We start from the raw sequence: 16,673 nt of genomic DNA, 5'->3' as shown, positions 1-16,673 counted from the left end.
GTGCCGCTATCGGGCGATCTTGGGGGCGAAGATCCGAGCGATGATGCGGGCGATGATATTGAGAATAACGACGATGAGCACGAGTAGCAGAGCCGCACCCCAGGCCGACGCGTTCGATGAAGCGATGTCTTGCCCGGGGAACTTGTAGCCGGCGTAGGCGAGTACCGGCAGAGTCTGCATCGGCCCGAAAAAGGGGTTGAAGTTGAGGTTGTCGGTGAAGCTCGCCGCGATGAAGATCGGCGCGGTCTCGCCGATGACCCTGGCGATAGCGAGCATGATGCCGGTGATGATGCCAGCGATCGCGGTCGGCAGCACAATTTTTACGATCGTGGAAAAGCGCGATACTCCGAGAGCGAAGGATGCCTCGCGCAGGTCATGCGGCACCAGCCGAAGCATCTCTTCGCACGCGCGCACGATGATCGGAATCATGAGTACCGACAGGGCAACCGAAGCCGAGAAACCGCTGAACGCCTTCGGCCCGACGACGAGAGTAAAGAGCGCGAACGCGAACAGCCCGGCGACGATCGAGGGGATGCCCGTCATCACGTCAACCAGGAAGGTCACTGTACGCGCCATCCACTGCTGGGGCTGGGCATATTCCACCAGGTAGATCGAGGTGAGCAGGCCGATCGGGATCGACATGAGCGCCGCGATGCCGGTGATCTCGAGGGTGCCGACGATGGCTTGAAGTGCGCCGGAGGTGACCGCGACCTTGAGAGTCGTTGGATCGAAAACGGCGCCACCGGTCTGGGAGATGAATGCCCAGTTGAGCTGGCCGATACCTTTCGCCGTCACCGTAAACAGGGTGGAGATGAGCGGTGCAATCGCCAGCAGGAATGCGATCGTCACGAGACTGCGCACGACGCGATCGACGGCCTTTCGGCGGTTTTCGGCCACAGTGGAGAGTGCGGCAAGCCCGATGAGGTAAACGATGATGGAGACGAAGATCCAGCCTCCCCAGTTGAACCCCATCAGCGCAAGGGCACCGCCGCTGATGACGAGGGCTCCGACGAGCACGTAGAACTCGATGAAGCGCGGCAGCTGGCCAGTAGTGAGTGCGTTGGTCATCGGGCCTCGCGGCTTGCGAATCCCGGACTGCGCGGTTGCGGTCATCCCTCGCCTCCAGCGGACTCAGAGGAAGCAGCAGCGGATTCCGAAACACGAACCCTGCGCGTTTTTTGGCTCTTCTTGCTCGACCCGGTGCGAGACACAATGAAGCGCGCGATCATGTTGACCGCGAGCGAGATCACGAACAGCATGAGCCCACTGCCGATGAGAGCCTCCCGCTGGAGAGTGTTCGCGATGGGAAAGTTGAGCGCGATGTTGGCGGCGATCGTCTGCGAATTCTCTCCCTCGGTGAGAATGCGGGTGGAGACCTGGATCGATGGCGAGATGATGAGGGCGATCGCCATGGTTTCACCAAGCGCACGACCGAGGCCGAGCAGCGTGGCGCTCACCACGCCGGAACGAGCGTAGGGGAAGACCGCGAGCGTGATCATTTCCCACTTGGTGGCGCCGAGCGCGAGCGCAGCCTCCTCGTGGAGTCGCGGCGTCTGCAGGAAGATCTCACGCGAGATCGAGCTGATGATGGGCAGAATCATCACCGCCAGCACGACGGCTCCGGCCAGAATGGTCGAACCGGTGGTCGAGACCTGACCGCCGAAGATGGGGATCCAGCCGAGATTGTGGTTGAGCCACTCGGAGAGCGGTAGAAGCAGGGGGCGAATCACGATGATGCCCCAGAGGCCGAACACAATTGACGGTACGGCGGCGAGGAGGTCGACGAGGTAGCCGAGCACGCCAGCGATGCGGCGGGGCGCGTAGTGGGAGATAAAGAGTGCAATACCGATCGCGATGGGCGCACCGATAATCAGGGCGATGGCGGAGACCCACAGGGTACCCCAGATGAGCGGTCCGACATAAGCCCAGAAGCTGGTGTAGCCGCCGGTGAAGCCGGAGCTGAGCTCGGGGTTGGTCGCCCAGTCCGCGACGATTGCGGGCACCGCCTGCACGATCAGGAAGAGAGCGACACCGGCGAGGATCACCATGATCGACACCGCGGAGCCGAAGCTGAGGCCGAAGAAGATGCGGTCGGCTGGCCTGGACTTTACGCGGGCTGGCCCCGATCCCTTTAACGGGGAGCGAGGACCGGTTGACGCAGCAGCACTCGGGAGGGAGGGAACAGCTTCTGTGGTACTCACTGGTTGCTTTCTCGAGGGTGCCTGACACGTCGTGAGCCAGCCCGTGGCCTGATCATTTGCACTGGTGAGTGCAATTCGACCAGACCACAGACTGGCAGAACAACGACTACTTGACCAGAGCGAGGCTCTTCTGGATCGACGCGAGCATACTCGCCGGGATCGGAGCAGAACCGGCGTTAGCGGCGGTGATCTTCTGGCCGATGTCGCTGGCGATGTAGCCGACGTATGCCTTCACGAGCTTGGCCTGGGCGGGGGTCTTGAAGGCGCTGCAAACGATCTGGTAGGAGACCAGCGGGATCGGGTAGGCCGACTTGTCAGTGATCTTGGTGTAGTCGAGCTTCTGCGCGAGGTCACCCTTGACTGTTGTGGGGGCTGCAACGGCCGCCGCGGTGAACGCGTTGGTCGCGCCCTTCGGGCTGAATGCAACGAAGTCCTTATCGGTACCGACCTGGATTGAGGCGGCGGTGAGGGTGCCGATGGCGCTGTGGTCGGCGTAACCGATGGTTCCGTTACCGGCCTTGACGGTGTTCACGACACCGGAGCCACCCTGCTGGGCGCTCGATCCGGCGATCGGCCATTTGTTGCTCGCCGGCGAGGTCCAGACCGTTGGCTGCACGGTGCTGAGGTAGTTGGTGAAGTTCTGGGTGGTGCCCGATCCATCCGAGCGGGTCACGGTGGTGATCGCGGTGGCGGGAAGCGTGACGCCGGGGTTGTCGGCGGCGATTGCCGGGTCATTCCAGGTCTTCACCTGAAGGCTGAAGATCTTGGCGACCGTTGCCGAGGAGAGGTTGAGCTTCGATACTCCGGTGAGGTTGAAGACGATCGCGACGCCGTCGAGGTAGACCGGCAGGTTGAGCGCTCCGCCAGCTCCACAGAGCGTAGCGGCAGCGGTCTGCTGCACGGGGCTGAGGGGCGAGTCGGAGCCCGCGAAGTCGTAGCTGCCGGCGAGCCAGTTGGTGACTCCACCACCCGAGCCCTGCGACTTGTCGTAGTTGATGGTGACGCCAGCGGCCTGCGTCTTGAACGCGGCGATCCAGGCTGCCTCGGCGTTGGCCTGTGCGCTTGATCCTCCGGCGGTGATGGTGCCGGTGAGGTTCTTATCGATCGCTGCGGAACTCGCCTTTGGCGTGTTGCTGGCGGCCGGCGTGCTTGGGGTGCTTGCACAAGAGGAGAGTGCGAGTGCGGCGACGAGCGCGAGTGCGCCCGCCGAAGCGGCGTGAGTGAACTTCACTGTGTTCCCTTCGGGATGGTGACTCCGGCAGGCGAGCAGCTTGTGGCTCGGCCGCCGGGAAGACCGGTGCTGGTCCAAGAGAAGACGCTATGTGCGGCGAGTGTCCACGATCGTCCTAGAAGGTGAACAAGAGGTTAACGAGCTTCGAATTATCACGCGGGTCGGGGCCCTAGAGAAAGGCCGGACCGTGCGTTTCTATGGCCACGAGCGGGGCATCCGGATGATCGGACGAGACATGCATCACCGTGAATTCCGAGGTAGATAACATTCCGGCCCGCCGCAGGGGCGCATCGAGCGGCGTGTTGGTGAGCGCGGCCGTCTCGTCGATGATCTCCGGGATCACGGGTCCATGGCTGCACAGAACCACCGCGATGCCGGCCGCAAGTCGTTTGCGCACGGTTTTGCGCACGCGGGCGGTTCCGTCTTCGTAGGCGTCCTGGCTGATGCCGACAGACCGCTTCACGGTAAGTCCGGTGATAACCGCGACGGGTTCGATCGTGGCGAGGCAGCGCACCGCCGTGCTGCTGATGAGTTTCTGCGGCGCCCAGGCGGCGATGGCCGGAGCGACATTGTGAGACTGCTCGATGCCGCGGTGCAGCAGGGGGCGCGTGGCATCCGGTCCATCCCAGCTGCCCGGTGGCACCGCGCGGGCGTGGCGCAACACGATGATCGGGAAGGTACGGATGGTGCCGGCTTCCACGCGGGCCGAGAACCGATCGAGCACATCACGGTCGAGGTCGTAGCTGAGCGCCGCACGGGCCGCCGTGACCGAGAGCCATTGAACGGCGGCGACCTCCTTGTTTGCGACGAAAGTTGATTCGGAGATCGCGGCATCCGAAACTTCCGCCGACCAGTAGTGCACGATCTTCTCGCGCCCCCCTGGCATGGTGTATTCGGTCGTGCCGAGCGGGGCACCGAGGGCGATCACGAGCCCGGTTTCCTCGGCGATCTCACGAACGGCGGTCTGGGGCGGGGTTTCCCCCTGGTCGACTTTGCCCTTGGGGATGGAGACGTCTGCACGGTCACCGCGATGCACCACGAGCAGTTCGATACCGTCGGCGGTCTCGCGCCAACAGACTGCTCCAGCGGCTTGCACGACAGCGGGGCCGGTGAGGGTCAACGGACTACTCCGGTGCGCTTTCTCTGGGAAACCTGTTGCATGATCACGTTCTGCATGTCGTCGAGCAACGAGCCGTCATCCGCCCGGTAGTGACGCGTCCAGCTGCCGTCGGCCGCGAGCTTCCAGTGGGCGGTATCGTCAGACATCGCGAGATCGAAGAGGTCTTCAATCTCGCGCAGGTGCTCGGGGTTGGTGAGCCGCACGAGCGCCTCCACCCGGCGATCCAGGTTGCGGTGCATCAGGTCGGCGCTGCCGATATAGACCTGCGGATCCCCGCCATTGATGAATGAGAAGATGCGGGAGTGCTCGAGATAGCGCCCGAGAATCGACCGAACGTCGATGTTGCCGCTGAGTCCCTCGACTCCCGGTTTCACGCCGCAGATGCCGCGCACGAGCAGTTCGACGGGCACACCGGCCTCACTGGCCCGATAGAGGGCATCGATGATGGCCTCGTCGACGATCGAGTTGAGCTTGATCCGGATGCCCGACGGCATACCGTTTCGTGCGTTCTCTGCCTCGATACGGATGCGTTTGATCAGACCCTTGCGCAAGTGCAGCGGCGCCACGAGCAGTCGCTTGAACTTCTTCTCAATCGCGTAGCCGGAGAGTTCGTTGAACAGCCGAGTGAGGTCCTTACCGACGGTACCGCTTGCGGTGAGGAGTCCGAAGTCCTCATAGATTCGACTCGTCTTGGGATTGTAGTTGCCCGTGCCGATATGGCTGTAGTGCTTGAGCACGCCGTTCTCCTGGCGGATCACGAGCGCCAGCTTGCAGTGAGTCTTCAGCCCCACGAGACCGTAGACAACGTGCACGCCGGCTTTCTCGAGCTTGCGCGCCCAGGAGATGTTCGCCGACTCGTCAAAACGAGCCTTGATTTCGACCAGGGCGAGCACCTGCTTGCCGGCTTCGGCGGCCTGAATGAGGGCTTCGACGATCGGGCTGTCGCCGGAGGTGCGGTAGAGGGTCTGTTTGATGGCGAGCACGTTCGGATCGGTCGCGGCCTGTTCGAGAAAAGCCTGCACGCTCGTGGCGAAGGACTCATAAGGGTGGTGAAGCAGAATATCCTGCCGCGCTATCGACCCAAAGATGTCCGGTGCAGCGTTCGGTTCGATCGGCATGAGCTGAGCCGCAGTCGTCGGCACGTGCCGACGGTACTTGAGCGTCGGGCGATCAATCTTGTTCAGCTCGAAGAGTCCGCCGAGGTCGAGGGGAGCGGGAAGCCGATAGACCTCCGAGTCCGTGATATCGAGCTCCCGCACGAGCAGGTTGAGCGTGCGGTCATCCATGTCATCGGTGATCTCAAGGCGGATGGGCGGACCGAATCGCCGACGAAGCAACTCGCGCTCGAGGGTCTGGATGAGGTTCTCTGACTCGTCTTCCTCCAGAACGACGTCCTCGTTGCGGGTGACGCGGAACTCATGGTGGTCGAGCACTTCCATGCCGGGAAACAGGTCACCGAGGTGGTTGGAAATGAGGTCTTCAAGTGGGATGAAGCGCAGAAGGCCGCTGCCGTCATCCGGTAGCTGCACGAAACGCGGCAGCATCGGCGGCACCTTGAGTCGAGCGAACTCGTCCTTACCGATCCTTGGGTTTCGTACCCGGATCGACAGGTTGAGCGAGAGTCCGGAGATATAAGGAAACGGATGCGCCGGGTCGACTGCCAGTGGCATCAGCACCGGGAAGATGCGGGCCGCGAAGATCTCGTCGAGGGAGTCACGATCGACCTGCCCGAGATCGGCCCAGGTTTCGATGTGGATCCCGGCGTCGTCGAGCTCCGGCTTGACGAGCTCGCGAAAGGCGAGAGCGTGGCGAGCCTGCAGCTCATGGACACGATCCTGAATCACGGCAAGTACTTCGGTCGGCGCCGCCCCGATGTTGGTGGGAACGGCAAGACCGGTGAGGATGCGGCGCTTGAGCCCTGCGATGCGCACCATGAAGAACTCGTCGAGATTGCTCGCGAAGATCGCGAGGAAGTTAGCCCGCTCGAGAAGGGGGAGTTCCGGATCTTCGGCGAGTTCGAGCACCCGGGTGTTGAAGGCCAGCCAGCTCAGCTCGCGGTCGAGGTAACGATCGGGCGGCAGGGTGCCGTCGTCGACCCAGGTGGACTCGTAGTCGTCGTCGTCGAGACTGTCGGTGGCCAATCCGGCGTCGCCTATATAGGTCTCGTTGCTCATACATTCATCATTGCACCTCGCCTCTTGCCCACATCGCGGGCCGTGTTAACGCGGGGTAAACGACTCAGGCGCGGGCGTACTGAATATCCAGTGAGTGCTCGCTGAATCCGAGCGAGCGGTACAGGGCAACGGCAGGCACATTGTCAGACTCGACGTACAGGGCGGCGGTGCGGATGCCGCGGGCGGCGAGCCGCGCGAACCCGGCGTCCATGAGCTGGCGGCCGAGGCCCTCACCCTGCCGCTCCGGGGCGACACCGACCACGTAGAACTCGCCGATCGGCTCCTGGATCTTCAGCCAGCAGTATCCGATCAGGGCGTCTCCGTCCCGAAGCACGAGGAAGTCCTCGGCGTCGAACCACGGCTCGCGCATCAGCTCCTCAAGGTCGGCCTGGGATACCAAACCCTGTTCGGGGTGGAAGGCGAACGCGCGGGAGTTCAGCGCCAGCCAGGCCGCATCGTCGACCCCAGGGCGAAACGTGCTTCCAGCGGTCTGTGCGGCGGGGGTATCCTCCACCGGTGCACGCAGCTGGAGCAGGCGTCGCACCGGCGCGAACCCGTGGCTGGCCGCGAGAGCGCTGGCGGCCGGATGATCGCCGTGCGCCCAGATTTTTACGGTGGGATCGCTCTTCTTGAGGATCTCCTCGAGTACCCCGGTGCCGATCCCCCTCCCGCGCACAGCAGGATCCACCGCGAATTCAGCCTCGGTGGCGGAGTAGACGGCCGCCGCTCCATCCCGCTCGAGCAGCTGCTTCTCGCCGCTGCGCAGTTGCACGAGCGTGCCGTCCGAGAACGGCGGCTGGCGGTCGGCATCCCGGCATCGCTCGATGAGTCGAGCGAGCGAGTCAGGAATTGACGGCCTGGGCAAGGCGCTCGGTGTCGTCTTCGTAGAGGTTGAAGCGATAGCCGACGTTGCGCACGGTGCCGATCAACGATTCGAGGTCGCCGAGCTTCGCGCGCAGGCGCCGCACGTGCACATCCACGGTGCGGGTGCCGCCGAAGTAGTCGTAGCCCCATACCTCGCTGAGCAACTGCTCGCGGGTGAAGACGCGGGACGGATGCGTCGCGAGAAACCGCAGGAGCTCGAATTCTTTGAATGTGAGGTCGAGGGGTCGCCCATGCACCTTCGCCGAGTAGCTCGCTTCGTCGATAACCACGCCAGAGGCGTGGATTTTGTTGCTGGTCTTGTCGAGTGCCTGGCGTCCGACGACGAGGCGGATGCGGGCATCCACTTCGGCGGGCCCCGCTGTCTCGAGGATCACGTCGTCCACGCCCCAGTCTGCACTCACGGCGGTGAGACCACCCTCGGTGAGGATGAGCATGAGGGGAACGTTCACACCGGTTGTGTTGAGGATCTTGCACAGTGACTTGGCACTTGCCAGGTCTCGCCGCGCGTCCACGAGAATGAGATCACAACTCGGCGCGGTGATGAGCGACGCCGGCTCGGCGGGGATCTGCCGCGTTCGGTGACTGAGAAGTCCGAGGGCGGGCAAGACATCGCTGTTGACGGCGGAGGTCAGGATCAATATCTGCGCCAACGAGTCCTCCAAGTGCCGATCAACAGTCTAAAGGCACTTGTGGGCCCCGTCAGGCGCGGGTAGGGCAGAATTAGGGCGTGACCCTCAACCAGCCCGCTACCCGCCTCGCGCTCACGAGCGTGGTTCCGGTGTGGTCGCTTGCGGTCGTCGGCTCTGTTCTCATCGGCTTGATCGCGCCCCGCCCGCAGTACCTTGACTGGTTAGCTCTCGTGCTCGCGGCGGATGTTCTGCTCACCTTCTGCATCCAGCTCGCGATAGTGCAAAAAGAAGGCCTTGTCGACCGCATGATGGCCTGCCTCGGCGGCTCGGTGCTGATTCTCGGCATCGCAACCCTCGTGCTTGGCACTCTGCAGCTGCGCGCCGCGTAGGATCGAAGCATGTATCTCGGTCTTGAGCTGTTCTTCATCGGCCTGCTGATTCTCACCACTCTTGCCATCGGTTATGTCTCCGTCGTGGTGCTGTTCAACCTCTTCCGCGGCCAGCGCTAGTCCGGGCCGCCGTGATCGATCTACCGGTCAACCTGCCTGCTGAGCTGGTACCGCTGTCCTGGCTGATCGGTGTCTGGGAAGGAACCGGTGTCGTCAACTACGACGTCGGGGGCGAAACCCGCAATTACGAGTTCGGGCACCGAATGAGTTTCACCCACGACGGACTCCCGCACCTCAACTACACCTCGTACACCTGGCTGCTCGATGACGATCTCACTCCTCTTGCCACCGAAACCGGCTACTGGCGGCTCAGCAGGCAAGCAACCGAGGGCGATCCGGGGCCGGGGCTGCTAGCGGGGGTGGGAATCCAGCCATTCACGACCGCGCGCGCGGTCGAGACCCTGCGTAACGCGACAGACGGGTTCGACATCGAGGTATCGATTCTGCATCCGGGCGGGGTGAGCGAGCTCTATGTCGGCCAGGTGAAAGGCCCACGTATCGACCTGGCAACGGACGCGGTGATGCGTTCCGTGACCTCGAAAGAGCACACCGCTTCTACCCGTATCTACGGCTTGGTCGACAACCACATGCTCTGGGCGTGGGACCTGGCTGCTCTCGGCCAGGAACTCGCCACCCATGCCTCCGGAAGGTTGGCTCGCCTTGAGTGAGCTCACGCGAAGCGGTGCAGTGGATGGTACCGGGGCGGATGCCGGCGTGGCCGCGCACTACGGCAACCCCCTCGCTGAGCAGCGCGCCCTCGCCGCGGGCGATGCGGTCGTCGACCTCTCCCATCGAGCAGTGCTTTCCATCTCCGGCGCCGATCGTCTCACCTGGATCAATTCGCTCACCTCGCAGAGCGTCACCGATCTGAAGCCGGGCCAGTCGAGCGAGACACTGCTCCTCGATGCGACCGGCCGCCTCGAGTACGCCGTGCGACTGCTCGACGACGGTGTCGATCTCTGGCTGCTTCTCGAGCGCGAGGAAGCGCCCGGCCTGTTGGCCTGGCTCTCCACAATGGTGTTCATGCTGCGCGTCGAGCTGCGGGACCGCACGAACGAGCTCGCGACGATCGGCGCTTTCGGGTCGCCGCAGATTCTCGTCGCCTCACCCAACGGCGTGCCGCTCGTGTGGAACGACCCGTGGTCGGCCGTGACTCCCGGGGGTTGGCAGTATGCCGCCGTCGAGCATCACCCGGCGGTGCAGTGGACGTACAGCGAAATGCTCATTCCTCGCGCAACTCTCGCCGAACTCGACCTGCCGTTAGCCGGATTTCTCGCCCTAGAGGCCCTCCGAATTGCCGCGTGGCGGCCACGGCTGGCCACCGAGGGCGACGAGAAGACCATCCCGCACGAACTCGACTGGCTGCGCTCGGCCGTGCACCTCACCAAGGGCTGCTACCGCGGGCAGGAAACGGTCGCCAAGGTGCACAATCTGGGGCATCCGCCGCGTCGCCTGGTGATGCTGCACCTCGACGGCTCCGACTCCGTGCTGCCGTCGCGCGGAGATGAGGTGCTGCTCGGCGAGAGCACGGTCGGGCATGTGACATCCGCCGCCCAACATTTCGAACTCGGTCCGATCGCGCTTGCGGTCGTCAAGCGCACCACCGATCCGCTGGCTGAACTTGCGGTGCGATCCGAGGGCATCCTCGTGCCAGCCGCCCAGGAGATCGTCGTGCCGCCCGACGCGGGAGCCGCTGCGAACGTGCCCCGACTGCCCCGTCTCGGCGCAGTCAAGCGCTGAGGATGAACGCGAGCAGCCTGCGCTCGGCGGTGCCGCACCTGTTCGACTTGCGGTCGTCGGGGGAGCGCGCCATCGATTCCCTGGTGCCGGCGCTGCAGATCGCGATCGCCGCCACCCTCTCCTACGCTTTCGCCCATTTCGTGCTCGGGCACGCGTTGCCCCTGATCGCGGTCACTGTCACGATCTCGAGCCTGGGATTCGTGCGGGATGCCCGCCCGCTACGGGTGCTCGAAACGGCCGTGGGAATGGTCATCGGTATCGCACTGAGCGAAGTGATGGTGCTCCTCATCGGTCAGGGCACCTGGCAGATCGCGGTCGTGCTGATGATCACTCTGGTGGTGGCGCGAGTATTGTCCTCGAGCAATGCGTTCGCGATCGCCGCCGGGGTGCAGTCGATGCTGGTCATCCTGCTTCCGGTCCCGCCCGGTGGACCGTTCGTGCGCAGCATCGACGGTATCGTCGCCGGTGTCGTAGCGCTAGCCGTCACCGCGCTGCTCCCGAGAGATCCGAGACGTTTCGCTAGTCGGGACGCTCGCCGCCTGTTCGCCTCACTCACCGACGCGCTCGCCTCCCTCGTCATCGCACTGGAGAAGGCGGACGAACCCGCCGCGGAGCACGCCCTCGAGGGCCTGCGCGCGACTCAGCCGGTCATTGATAGCTGGGCGGCATCCCTCGACTCGGCGGCAGCCATCGCGCGCATCTCACCGTTCCTCCGTCGGTACCGGCCCGACCTGCTCGCCCAGGTTCGGGTGCTGCGCGGCATGGATCTCGCCACGCGCAACCTGCGAGTGATCGCCCGGCGCATCGACTTCCTCGTGCGCGACGGGGTGCCGCGGCCCGTGATTGCATCGATCATGGCGAGCCTCGGCACCTCGGTCGAGCTACTCGGCCAGAGCCTCGACGACCCATTGCTCGGGGACACCGTGCGAGTCGGACTCGTGGCGGTGGTCGAGAGGCTGCGTCCGGACACCGCCGTCAAGGGTGCGCCGGTAACCGACTCGGTCGTGATCCTGATGATGCGACCGCTGCTGGTCGACCTGCTCACCGCGGCCGACCTGCCGGTCGATAAGGCCCGCGCGCTGCTTCCCGAGGTGTAGCTGCGGGGTCTTCTCACCAGGTAAAACCCTGGGGTGCCACCGCAGCCCAGTCCACGGTCAGTTCACCGAGCTTCCAGCGGGAACGGCCGGCCTGCACCGGCCAGCCCGCTTCGACCAGTCCCTTGGCGGTGGCGATCCACCGCTGCGATGGGCCGTAGGCCGAGAGGGAAGCGTTCAACTGCCAGTGTCGATCAAGGTCGAGAAGAAACTCGTGCACCCGTTCGCCCGGCACGTTGCGATGGATCAGCACCTTGGGAAGCCGCTCCGCCACGATGGACGGCCGTTCGAGGTCGGCGAGGCGCAGGCTCACCGTGAGGGTGCGCGGGCCGTCGGCCGCGACATCCACCCAGCTAGCCACAGAACCCACCTCATTGCAGGTGCCTTCGACCAGCACCCCGCCCGGCTCAAGGCGGGAGACCATGTGGTGCCAGGCGGCGAAAACTTCGGATTCCCGATACTGCCGCAAAACATTGAGTGCGCGGATGACCGTTGCCGATCGTCCACCGGGCAATGGAACCTCGAATCCGCCAAGAGTGAAGCGCACGCCGGGCCGGGCGGAGATCGCTGCCAGTTTCACCCGCGCCGGATCGATCTCGAGGCCGACCACCTCTACCTTCGGCAGCACCCGGCCCAGGCGTTGGTGTAATTCGAGAGTCGTCGTCGCGGATGCTCCGTATCCAAGGTCCACCACGAGCGGATCGGTCGCGCGGCGGAAGGCCGGAAGCTGCGCGATCCACCGGTCGACTCGGCGAAGGCGGTTGGTGCCGGTGGTCCCTCGCGTGATCGAACCGATGGGCATGACTCCAGTATCCCAGTGACTTTCCGCGCATCACTGCGGCGATTCTTGGGCCGAGGGAGTCCGGGCGCCGCGAATTGCAGGAGTCCCGGGGTGCAGGGCGCTCGGTAGAGTTGGCGCATGACGTACACGCTCATTCTTCTGCGCCACGGCAACTCCGATTGGAATAAGAAAAACCTGTTCACCGGTTGGGTGGATGTCGACCTGAGCGACCAGGGACGCGCCGAAGCTCGACGTGCGGGCGAGCTTCTCGCCGAGTCCGCAATCCTGCCGGACATCCAGTACACGAGTGTGCTCAAGCGCGCGATCCATACCGCGGACATCGCCCTGGATGTCGCGGATCGCGACTGGATCGACGTGAAACGCAGCTGGCGGCTGAACGAGCGCCACTACGGCGCGCTGCAGGGAAAGGACAAGGCGCAGACCCTCGCCGAGTATGGACCGGAGCAGTTCCTGACCTGGCGTCGCTCGTTCGACGTGCCGCCGCCGCCGCTGGCGGACGACAGCGAGTTCTCGCAGGCGCACGACCCGCGCTATGCCGGGCTCGGCGCGGATCTTCCGCGCACAGAGTCCCTCAAGTTGGTGATCGACCGGATGCTTCCCTACTGGGAATCCGAAATCACCGTCGACCTCGCCGCGGGCAAGACGGTGCTCGTGACCGCACACGGCAATTCACTTCGCGCTCTCGTGAAGCACCTCGACCACATTTCGGATGACGAGATTGCGGAACTCAATATCCCCACCGGCATCCCGCTCGTCTACACGCTTGACGAGACCTTCGCGCCGGTGAAACCGGGCGTGTACCTCGACCCAGAGGCCGCTGCCGCCGGCGCTGCCGCGGTCGCAGCGCAGGGGGCTCAGAAGTAGCTCGCGAGCGATCCCACCCGACCACCTCGGCTTTTTGCGACCACCTCGCTGTGTGAACAGCGAGGTGGTCGCAAAAACGGGAGATGGTGGGTGGCTGGCGTTACGACCCTCCGGGGTGGATTCCTGCGGCTACCCAGTCGCCAGTGGCGAGGTACTGCACCTTCTTGGCGATGGACACGGCGTGGTCGGCAAAACGCTCGTGATAGCGCGACGCGAGAGTGGCATCCACTGTGTCAACGGCCCCACCCTTCCAGCTCTCGCCGAGCACCTTCTCAAACACGCTGAGGTGCAACGCGTCGATCTGGTCGTCTTCGTTGCGGATCTCCTCTGCGAGCCGTACGTCTTCGGTGCGCAACAGTTCCGTCAGCTTGCGAGCGATCTGAACGTCGAGCCGGCCGAGTTCGGCGAAGGTGCTGCGGAGCGACTTCGGTACTACCTTGTCGGGAAAGCGGTATCGCGCGAGTTGGGCGATGTGTTCAGACATGTCGCCCATCCGCTCGAGCGAGGCGCTGATTCGCAGAGCGCTCACCACGATACGCAGGTCGCGGGCGACGGGCTGCTGCCGAGCAAGGATGTTGATGGCGAGCTCATCGAGTGCGATAGCCGCTGTGTCGATCCTGTCGTCGGCGGCGATGACGGCCTCGGCGAGAGACACGTTGGATTCATTGAAAGCGCGAGTGGCGTTGTCGATCGAGTTCTCTACGAGAGTCGCGATCTCCACTAGGCGTTCCTGCACCTCCGCCAGTTCCTGCTGAAATACCTCGCGCATCGTCTGAATCCCTTTCGCTGCGAGCCTTGGATTCCCGCACAGTTCTGCTCCAACCCTCTCCCGCGCAGGTGAACAGCGGGGGAACCGCGTCTGAACAACACGCCAAGTGCCGGAGCCGCATGTGGTGCGGGGGTGAGCCAACCTGCCGGATGTTACTAATCTAGTCGCTATGGACTCCGCCCTGTTGGTGCCGCTCGCGCTTGCGTTCGGCGTCGTCGTCGGCGCGGGCGTCACTGCGGTACTCGTTACGTCCGCACGCCGCGGCCAGCGGGCGGTGGATGTCGTGAGCACGGCGGTTCCAGACGGTGTCGACCAGGTGATCGAGGCCCTCGAATCCGCGGGAATCGTACTCGACCCGTCCAACACGGTGGTGAAGGCGAGCCCGGGCGCGATGGCGTTCGGACTGGTGTGGAACCAGTCGCTTGTGCATCCCGAACTCGTCACGATAGTTGACCGGGTGCGACGCTACGGTGAGCCGATCACCCAGGAGCTCGAGCTCGCCAGGGGACCGTTCGGCGACGCGAATATCTACCTGTTCGTGCGAGTTGCGCGCCTCGGTGCGCGCTACATCCTGTTGCTCGCGGAGGACCGTACCGAGTCCTACCGGCTCGACGAGGTGCGACGGGACTTCGTCGCCAATATCAGCCACGAACTCAAGACACCGATCGGCGCGGTCGGCCTGCTCGCCGAGGCACTCGAGGCGGCATCCGATGAGCCGGACCAGGTGCGCCGTTTCGCCAAACGTCTCACCAAGGAAGCGGATCGGCTTGCCCGCATCACCCAGGAGATCATCGAGCTCTCCCGGCTGCAGGCAGCGGATGCCCTCACAAAGCCCGAGGTCGTGGAGATCGATCGTGTTGTCGCGCTTGCCATCGACCAGAACCGGGTCGCCGCGGAATCCAGTCGGGTTACGATCGTCAGCGGCGGGGATGCCGGCGCGGAGGTCTACGGCGACGAGCCGCTCCTCGCGGTGGCCCTTCACAACCTCATCGCCAATGCAATCCAGTATTCGCCCAAGGGTTCCAGGGTCGGAGTGGGAGTGAAGAATTCCGACGGTATCGTCGAGATCGCGGTCACCGACCAGGGCATCGGTATCCCAGACGAGGAACTCGACCGGGTGTTCGAGCGCTTCTTCCGCATCGATCCCGCGCGTTCTCGCCATACCGGCGGATCGGGACTCGGCTTGAGCATCGTCAAGCACGTCGTGCAAAACCACGGCGGGGACATCCGGGTGTGGTCCCAGCCTGGCAATGGTTCGACCTTCACCATCCGACTGCCCAAGGCGTCTCTCGCTGTGGCAGCATCCCTGAAAGAGGCCTGAGTTGCGCATCCTGATCGTCGAAGACGAACCTTCCCTGAGCGAGCCGCTCGCCTTCCTTCTCGGGCGGGAGGGATACGAGACCTCGATCGCGGCGGACGGTAATTCCGCCCTCGCGGAATTCGACCGCAACAGTGCCGACCTCGTTCTCCTCGACCTGATGTTGCCCGGTATCGCTGGCACCGAGGTGTGCCGTGAGATCCGCACCCGCTCGCAGGTGCCGATCATCATGCTCACGGCGAAAGACAGTGAGGTGGATGTGGTGGTCGGCCTTGAGCTCGGGGCCGATGACTACGTGACGAAGCCCTATTCCACTCGTGAGTTGCTCGCCCGTATCCGAGCGGTCATGCGCCGTCGCGTAGAAGCGGACGAAGAAGACACCGCCATCCTGGAGTCCGGGGACGTGCGAATGGATGTCGATCGCCACACCGTCGCGGTGCGCGGTGTCGATACGGCCATGCCGCTCAAGGAATACGAGTTGCTCGAAGTGCTTCTGCGTAATTCCGGTCGGGTTCTCACTCGTGGGCAGCTCATCGACCGGGTCTGGGGCTCTGACTATTTCGGAGACACCAAGACGCTCGATGTGCACATCAAGCGCATCCGTTCCAAGATCGAAAAAGAACCGTCAGACCCGCAGATGCTTCTGACGGTGCGCGGACTGGGCTACCGCTTCGAACCCTGAGGGTTACAGGTTCTGCACAAACCGCAGCGCCGGGCTACTTGGTCGTCGTCGCCGATGGCGTGGGAACGGGGATGAGGGTCGGCTTCGCCGGGGGAGTCGCGGAGGGAAGAGGCGACGGTAACAGCTTCGAGTATTCGGTCAGGGATCCGTCGAGCACCGGAACGAGAAGTTGCTCGCCGGTCAGCGTGCCGTACTGGACGAACACTGGGAGGAGCGATCCGGCCTTCGAGTTGATGCCGCTGAAAAGCAGCTGGCGCGTGTCGGACGAGCCGAAGGTCTTCACCTCTCCCGCGTCGAGCTGCACGCGGGTGTCGACCTTGCCCGGTGTTCCGCTTGCGGTGGTGCCGTCGTACTGGATGAGCACGTTCACCGTTTTCTCGCCGTCGTTGATGAGGTTGACGAGGAAGCTCGCCTCCTGGCCGTTCTTGGTGAGGAGGAGTGCATTGCGCACCTTCACCTGGCCAACGGTGGTGCCGACTCCGTCGCTGGGGTCGTAGTGCTTTAGCGTTGCCTGCGGCGCGAAGAAGCTGCATCCGGCGGTGGAGAGCAACAGCGAAGCGGCCACTACGACGGTTGCGGCGATGCGAGCTCTCACGGGACCCTCCAGAACGAACGAAGACGATGGGAAGACGCGGCCGGGTGCCTCACGAAATCCTTTCGAAGTTTAGCCTACGGCCGCAGCCGCGGAGGCCAGAGCCCTTCACGCCAAACGCTC

At 64.1% G+C, this 16,673-nt stretch carries 17 protein-coding genes; 7 read left to right on the top strand and 10 right to left on the bottom strand.

The genetic code is table 11. The features are described from left to right. Positions 1-6: 6 nt before the first annotated feature. From pstA to RCH11_RS06890, 7 genes are all read right to left on the bottom strand, one after another. Positions 7-1,113, bottom strand: coding sequence for a phosphate ABC transporter permease PstA (gene pstA, locus RCH11_RS06920; protein WP_327056267.1), 1,107 nt, complete (start codon positions 1,111-1,113; stop codon positions 7-9). Next, entirely contained in the window at positions 1,110-2,201 is a 1,092-nt protein-coding gene (gene pstC / locus RCH11_RS06915) for a phosphate ABC transporter permease subunit PstC (protein WP_442789016.1), read from the bottom strand. Before pstC ends, pstA begins: the two co-directional genes overlap by 4 nt. Positions 2,202-2,307: 106 nt before the next feature. Next, positions 2,308-3,432, bottom strand: a complete 1,125-nt coding sequence (locus RCH11_RS06910; RefSeq protein WP_327056266.1) for a phosphate ABC transporter substrate-binding protein PstS — start codon at positions 3,430-3,432, stop codon at positions 2,308-2,310. Positions 3,433-3,601: 169 nt separating this feature from the next. Beyond that, positions 3,602-4,552 carry an NUDIX hydrolase gene (locus RCH11_RS06905; protein WP_327056265.1) on the bottom strand — a complete coding sequence of 317 codons (951 nt, stop codon included), beginning with the start codon at positions 4,550-4,552 and terminating at the stop codon, positions 3,602-3,604. Continuing rightward, positions 4,549-6,726, bottom strand: a complete 2,178-nt coding sequence (locus tag RCH11_RS06900) for an RNA degradosome polyphosphate kinase (protein WP_327056264.1) — start codon at positions 6,724-6,726, stop codon at positions 4,549-4,551. The genes RCH11_RS06905 and RCH11_RS06900 overlap by 4 nt, the downstream gene beginning before the upstream one ends. A gap of 64 nt (positions 6,727-6,790) precedes the next feature. After that, complete coding sequence (gene mshD, locus RCH11_RS06895; RefSeq protein WP_327056263.1) at positions 6,791-7,591, bottom strand: mycothiol synthase; 801 nt, start codon at positions 7,589-7,591, stop codon at positions 6,791-6,793. Then, positions 7,569-8,261 carry a response regulator transcription factor gene (locus tag RCH11_RS06890; protein WP_327056262.1) on the bottom strand — a complete coding sequence of 231 codons (693 nt, stop codon included), beginning with the start codon at positions 8,259-8,261 and terminating at the stop codon, positions 7,569-7,571. The genes mshD and RCH11_RS06890 overlap by 23 nt, the downstream gene beginning before the upstream one ends. 77 nt (positions 8,262-8,338) lie before the next feature. Between RCH11_RS06890 and RCH11_RS06885 the strand changes: the two genes are divergently transcribed. From RCH11_RS06885 to RCH11_RS06870, 4 genes are all read left to right on the top strand, one after another. Then, positions 8,339-8,629 (top strand): hypothetical protein, encoded by a 291-nt coding sequence (locus RCH11_RS06885; RefSeq protein ID WP_327056261.1) that lies wholly within the window; start codon positions 8,339-8,341, stop codon positions 8,627-8,629. A gap of 131 nt (positions 8,630-8,760) precedes the next feature. Next, complete coding sequence (locus tag RCH11_RS06880) at positions 8,761-9,357, top strand: FABP family protein (RefSeq protein ID WP_327056260.1); 597 nt, start codon at positions 8,761-8,763, stop codon at positions 9,355-9,357. Continuing rightward, on the top strand, positions 9,326-10,429 hold the full coding sequence (gene ygfZ, locus RCH11_RS06875) for a CAF17-like 4Fe-4S cluster assembly/insertion protein YgfZ (RefSeq protein ID WP_442789015.1): 1,104 nt from the start codon (positions 9,326-9,328) through the stop codon (positions 10,427-10,429). Before RCH11_RS06880 ends, ygfZ begins: the two co-directional genes overlap by 32 nt. 2 nt (positions 10,430-10,431) lie before the next feature. After that, positions 10,432-11,526 carry an FUSC family protein gene (locus RCH11_RS06870; protein ID WP_327056258.1) on the top strand — a complete coding sequence of 365 codons (1,095 nt, stop codon included), beginning with the start codon at positions 10,432-10,434 and terminating at the stop codon, positions 11,524-11,526. Between the two features lie 13 nt (positions 11,527-11,539). Here the strand turns inward: RCH11_RS06870 and RCH11_RS06865 are convergent, their stop codons facing one another. Next, positions 11,540-12,325, bottom strand: a complete 786-nt coding sequence (locus tag RCH11_RS06865) for a class I SAM-dependent methyltransferase (RefSeq protein ID WP_327056257.1) — start codon at positions 12,323-12,325, stop codon at positions 11,540-11,542. A gap of 117 nt (positions 12,326-12,442) precedes the next feature. Between RCH11_RS06865 and RCH11_RS06860 the strand changes: the two genes are divergently transcribed. After that, positions 12,443-13,189, top strand: a complete 747-nt coding sequence (locus tag RCH11_RS06860) for a phosphoglyceromutase (RefSeq protein ID WP_327056256.1) — start codon at positions 12,443-12,445, stop codon at positions 13,187-13,189. A 100-nt stretch (positions 13,190-13,289) separates the two neighbouring features. Here RCH11_RS06860 and phoU read toward each other — a convergent pair whose 3' ends face one another. Then, the gene (gene phoU, locus RCH11_RS06855; protein ID WP_327056255.1) at positions 13,290-13,958 is read right to left on the bottom strand and encodes a phosphate signaling complex protein PhoU; all 669 of its coding nucleotides are present in this window, start codon (positions 13,956-13,958) and stop codon (positions 13,290-13,292) included. A gap of 169 nt (positions 13,959-14,127) precedes the next feature. Here phoU and RCH11_RS06850 point away from each other — a divergent pair, with 169 nt between their 5' ends. Together RCH11_RS06850 and RCH11_RS06845 are read left to right on the top strand one after the other, a co-directional pair. Further along, a complete protein-coding gene (locus RCH11_RS06850; RefSeq protein WP_327056254.1) occupies positions 14,128-15,279 on the top strand; it encodes a sensor histidine kinase in 1,152 nt (383 codons plus the stop codon). Between the two features lies 1 nt (position 15,280). Further along, positions 15,281-15,958, top strand: coding sequence for a response regulator transcription factor (locus RCH11_RS06845; RefSeq protein WP_327056253.1), 678 nt, complete (start codon positions 15,281-15,283; stop codon positions 15,956-15,958). 34 nt (positions 15,959-15,992) lie between these two features. Here RCH11_RS06845 and RCH11_RS06840 read toward each other — a convergent pair whose 3' ends face one another. Next, positions 15,993-16,553 (bottom strand): hypothetical protein, encoded by a 561-nt coding sequence (locus tag RCH11_RS06840; protein WP_327056252.1) that lies wholly within the window; start codon positions 16,551-16,553, stop codon positions 15,993-15,995. Positions 16,554-16,673 lie beyond the last annotated feature (120 nt).

This window comes from Glaciihabitans sp. GrIS 2.15 (assembly GCF_035984695.1).
GTDB lineage: Bacteria > Actinomycetota > Actinomycetes > Actinomycetales > Microbacteriaceae > Lacisediminihabitans.
The sequence above is the reverse complement of the archived record's forward strand: the minus strand, read 5'-3'. Positions and strand labels throughout refer to the sequence as shown.